This is a genomic window from Thermodesulfobacteriota bacterium (genome assembly GCA_040756475.1).
In the GTDB taxonomy this organism is placed as follows: domain Bacteria; phylum Desulfobacterota; class Deferrisomatia; order Deferrisomatales; family JACRMM01; genus JBFLZB01.
The window spans coordinates 1-4,082 of the sequence record JBFLZB010000280.1 but is presented as its reverse complement, the minus strand read 5'-3'; the positions used below and the strand labels follow the sequence as shown (position 1 = coordinate 4,082).

At 73.4% G+C, this 4,082-nt stretch carries 5 protein-coding genes; 1 reads left to right on the top strand and 4 read right to left on the bottom strand.

All coding sequences use genetic code 11. From position 1 onward, the window contains the following. The 3 genes from AB1578_22405 to AB1578_22395 form a co-directional block, all read right to left on the bottom strand. Positions 1–238: hypothetical protein (locus tag AB1578_22405; GenBank protein ID MEW6490649.1), on the bottom strand; the 238-nt coding region annotated here is incomplete at its 3' end. Further along, positions 235–1,899 (bottom strand): FAD-dependent oxidoreductase, encoded by a 1,665-nt coding sequence (locus tag AB1578_22400; protein MEW6490648.1) that lies wholly within the window; start codon positions 1,897–1,899, stop codon positions 235–237. The genes AB1578_22405 and AB1578_22400, both read right to left, overlap by 4 nt. Next, positions 1,886–2,614, bottom strand: coding sequence for a flagellar regulator YcgR PilZN domain-containing protein (locus AB1578_22395; protein ID MEW6490647.1), 729 nt, complete (start codon positions 2,612–2,614; stop codon positions 1,886–1,888). The genes AB1578_22400 and AB1578_22395 overlap by 14 nt, the downstream gene beginning before the upstream one ends. Positions 2,615–2,778: 164 nt before the next feature. Here AB1578_22395 and AB1578_22390 point away from each other — a divergent pair, with 164 nt between their 5' ends. After that, on the top strand, positions 2,779–3,390 hold the full coding sequence (locus AB1578_22390) for a tyrosine-type recombinase/integrase (protein ID MEW6490646.1): 612 nt from the start codon (positions 2,779–2,781) through the stop codon (positions 3,388–3,390). Between the two features lie 137 nt (positions 3,391–3,527). Here AB1578_22390 and AB1578_22385 read toward each other — a convergent pair whose 3' ends face one another. Next, the gene (locus AB1578_22385; GenBank protein MEW6490645.1) at positions 3,528–3,806 is read right to left on the bottom strand and encodes a hypothetical protein; all 279 of its coding nucleotides are present in this window, start codon (positions 3,804–3,806) and stop codon (positions 3,528–3,530) included. Between the last annotated feature and the right edge of the window lie 276 nt (positions 3,807–4,082).

Below are 4,082 nucleotides of genomic sequence, written 5' to 3'. Positions count from 1 at the left end.
CGCTCCGAGGGTCCCCGGCCGAAAGGCCGTCGACGGTGACCTGGGGCGGGGAGGGAGCCTGGACCACGAGCCACCCGGAGGTGCCGCCCCGCGCGCTGTCGTCCCCCGGGTGGAGGATGCGGAAGGGCTCACCTGCCCAGGCCCGCGGGGGGAACCCCCCTGGGCGCCACTCCCCGCCGAGGAGCGCTCCCAGGGGAAGGCACAGCAGCAGTGCCAGTACTCTTGCGCTCCGGCTCACCCGGCAACCTCCCCAGCTTGGGCAGCTTGGGCGGCTTCGGCGTAGGCATCCACGGCCCGCACCCCGTCCACGGCGGCGCTCACGATGCCCCCCGCGTAGCCCGCCCCCTCCCCCACCGGGTAGAGACCCGGAAAACCCGGAGCCTGGCCGTCCGTTGCCCGGGTGAGGCGCACCGGGCTCGAGGTGCGGGTCTCCACCCCGAGCAGGAGCCCTGCCTTCAGGGCGCCCACCTGCCGGATGAGGTCCGGAAGCGCCGACCGCAGGGCCTCGGCCACCCAGGGCGGCAGGCAGCTGGCCAGGTCGGCCGGCACGGTCGGCCACGGGCAGCTCGAAGGGGGAAGATCCCGGGAGGGGCGCCCGGCGACGAAGTCCTCCAGCCGCTGCGCCGGAACGCCCCGTTCCCCGCCCAGGCCGCCCGCCCGGCTCTCCCACTCCCGCTGGAAGGCGTGGCCCGCCAGGGGGCCGGGACCCAGCTCGCGGTGCCCCACGGCCGCCACCAGGGCCGCGTTGGCCCAGCGCCCGGTGCGCCCGGAGGCGCTCATTCCGTTCACCACGAGACCCCCGGCTTCACTCCCCGCGGGGATGACGACCCCGCCGGGGCACATGCAGAAAGAGTAGACATCGCGCCCTCCCGGAGTCCGGGCCTTGACCGCGAACTCCCCGGGGGGAAGACCGGGGTGCCCCGCCCACGAACCGTACTGGTTGCGGTCCACCCGCTCCTGGGGAACTTCCACCCGCAGCCCCACGGCAAAGCCCTTGGGCTCCACCGCAACCCCCTGGGCCGCCAGCGCCGAAACCAGATCGCGGGCGCTGTGCCCCGGAGCGAGAAAGACCGGCCGTCCCGGGACCTGGCCGCCGGAGGTCTCGACCCCCGCGACCCGGCCCTCTCGCAGGAGGAGCCCCTGCACCCGGGAGCGGAACCGCACCTCGGCCCCGGCGGCTTCCAGGGCGGCCCGCAGCCGGCGCAGGAGCCCCCGGAGGCGGTCGGTCCCCAGGTGGGCGCGGGCATCGAAGAGAATTTCCTCGGGCGCGCCCGCGGCCACCAACTGCTCCAGGACCCACTGCCTGCGAGGATCTTTGCCCCGATAGGTGAGCTTGCCGTCGGAAAAGGTGCCGGCCCCCCCCTCGCCGAACTGGACGTTGCTCTCGGGGTCGAGCTCCCCGCGCCGCCAGTACCGCGCTACGGTCCGGATCCGCTCGTCCAGGCAGTCACCCCGCTCGAGGAGCAGGGGCTTCCACCCGTAGGCTGCCAGGCGAAGGGCGGCAAACAGGCCCGCGGGGCCCGTCCCCACCACCAGGGGCGGCGGTCCGGCCGCGGGGGCCCGGGCGTTCTGGGGCAGGGGGCGGGGCGCGGTGTCTTCCGGCGCCCACGCCGCGACCCGCGACTCCGAGCTGCCCCGGAAAGGAAGGTCCGGCGGGGGCAGCGGGGTTCCGGGGGCGAGCAGCAGCCCGACCCGGAACACGTACCGGGGCTCCCGGCGGCCGCGGGCGTCCAGGGACCGGCGAAGAACTCTCCAGCCCCGCACCGCGGTCTCGGGTACGCCCGCCCGCCGGGCGGCCAGAGAGGGCAGGCGCTGGGCCGACTCGGAGAGCCCCAGGGTGAGCCCCGAGACCTGGACTCCCGCCAGGGCAGGAGAACCGCCGGCCTCACACGAGGACATCGGCCCCCTTGAGCTCGCCCAGGTACGCGCGGACCACCGCTTCCTCCTTTCCTCCGAGCCCCTGGAACGCCAGGCTCGCCCGGTATCGGCTGGGGAGGCTCAGGCCGCCGAGCTCGGCCACCAGGTTGCCCACCACCCGCCCCTGGATGGTGATGACCGGGTGCCGGCCCAGCTCCAGGAGCACGTCGCGCACCAGGGTACCCATCCGCAGGCGGCCCAGGTCCGCCCCGTAGTCGAAGGCGAGCCCCCCCTCGCTCAGGTTCACGACCGGGGCATCACAGGCGAACGGAGACAGGAAGGACAAGGACGCGTCCCCGCGGGTCGCCACCCGGGGGCTCTTGCGGCGGCGCTCGGAGCGGATCTCCTCGGGGTAGGCCACCTTGAAGGCCGGCAGCTCGTCGACGAACTGCACCTTGCCCTGGGCGGTGGTCTCGAAGGTGTAGGTCATCCCCTGGTACAGGGTCTCCACGTAGAGGCGCGCTCCCGGCGTCACCCGGCGGTCTCCCTCCGGCGGGGAAAAGGTGTCGATGAAGAAGCCGTCCCTCCCCAGCCCCACCACCTCGGTCGTGTACACGTCGGTGCCGGTGAGCTGGACGAGGAGCTGGACCCCGGACTTCTCCAGCCGCTGGAGCACCTCGAGAACCTCCGGGGCCACGGGGGAAACAGGCTCCGCCTCCGGCGGGGCCGGGGAGACGTTCTTCCTTCGAAAGAGCACGCGATGCCCTCCGTGGACGGGAGAGAGAGAAGCGGTGTCACGGTAGCAGAAGCGGGCCGCGCCCTTCAATTGGAAGACCGCGGCGCTCCGCCCCCGCGAGGGAGGCCTCACGACTTTAGAGGATGCGGCCGATACGGAGGCCGGGAGCTTGCCGGAGGAGCACCGTGCGCACAAACGCAATGGAGATGGAAGGCCGGGGCGTGAGGTCCGACTCGCTGGTGGAGCCCCTGCGCTCCCTGGAGTCGGTGCAGGCGGTCAAGGCGCTGCTCGCCGACCGCCCGCGGGACCTGCTGCTCTTCACCCTGGGCATCAACAACGGCTTGCGGGCCGGAGACCTGCTGCGGGCCACCGTGAACCGCGTGCGGGACGCCCGGCCCGGCTCCACGGTCCCGGTGCCCGAGAAACAGACGGGCGCCCTCGTGCCCCTGTGGATTCCGCCGGAGGCCTGGGAGACCCTGCAGCGGCACCTGGAGCTGCTGGCCCCCCCGCCCCCCCCGACCGACATGTACCTCTTCGCCACCGAGCGGGGCTGGACGCCCCTGACCCTGGAGCGGCTCGAGGAGCTGGTGGCCCAGTGGACCCGCGGGGCGGCAATTCCCGGGCGCTTCGGCGCCCACACCCTGCGCAAGACCTTCGGCTACCTCCAGCGCACCGTCTACGGTGTCGGGTTCGACGTGCTGGCCCGCTACTACCACCACGCTTCGCCCCAGGTCACCATGCGCTACCTGGGGCTGCCCCCCGAAGCGCCCGCGGCCGCGCGCCTCACCCCGCTCTGAAGCACCCCAGGGGGACCCCCCGTTCCCATCGAGCATCGCAATCGGGATCGACCCGCTGGCGATTTCGATTTCGATTTCGATCTGGATCGAGATCGCTACCCTCCCGGTCCCCCGGGAAACGCCGGGTCGGCGCTGCGTCAGCGCGCCGCCAGGTACTCGGCGAGCACGGCCTGGGTCTCCTCCGGGATGGGCTCCTGCTTGAGCCGCACGCGGCGCTCCGCCATGCGGGCGACCGTGACCTTCCACTGCTCGCAGCTCTTGGGCCGCTCCAGGGGAAGGCTCAGCCGGTGGCAGCGCACGCAGAGCGCCTCAAATGCCTCTTCGCCCTGCGGCGGATCCTGCGCGCTGCCCCACGCCGCCCCGCCCGCCAGGCAGATTGCCCACGCCACCGGGATGACCGACGTCCACCTCGCCATGACACCGCCTCCTTTCCCCGGACCGCCGGCCGGCGAGACCCGGGTTTGCTGGATCCCGCGCGCGAGAGCCAGCGCACGCGTGCCTCCACTGCTACCCCGGAGGGCGGCCTGCGTCAAGCGGGGCGGGCGGCCAGAATCCACCGCCAAATTTTTTGGGCGGGGTCCGGGAGTCCTGGAGCGCAGCCCCGTACCGCCTCGACCGAACCGCGGCAGCGAGGCCGAAAGCGGTGAGGTTCGGCGCGCCGGCTCCCTCGGCTACGCGGCCTCCGAACATCG

What these genes read in the sequence shown, in the direction of transcription:
- AB1578_22400 (MEW6490648.1), bottom strand. Translation starts at nt 1,899, where the DNA reads ATGTCCTCGTGTGAGGCCGGCGGTTCTCCTGCCCTGGCGGGAGTCCAG.
- AB1578_22385 (MEW6490645.1), bottom strand. Translation starts at nt 3,806, where the DNA reads ATGGCGAGGTGGACGTCGGTCATCCCGGTGGCGTGGGCAATCTGCCTG.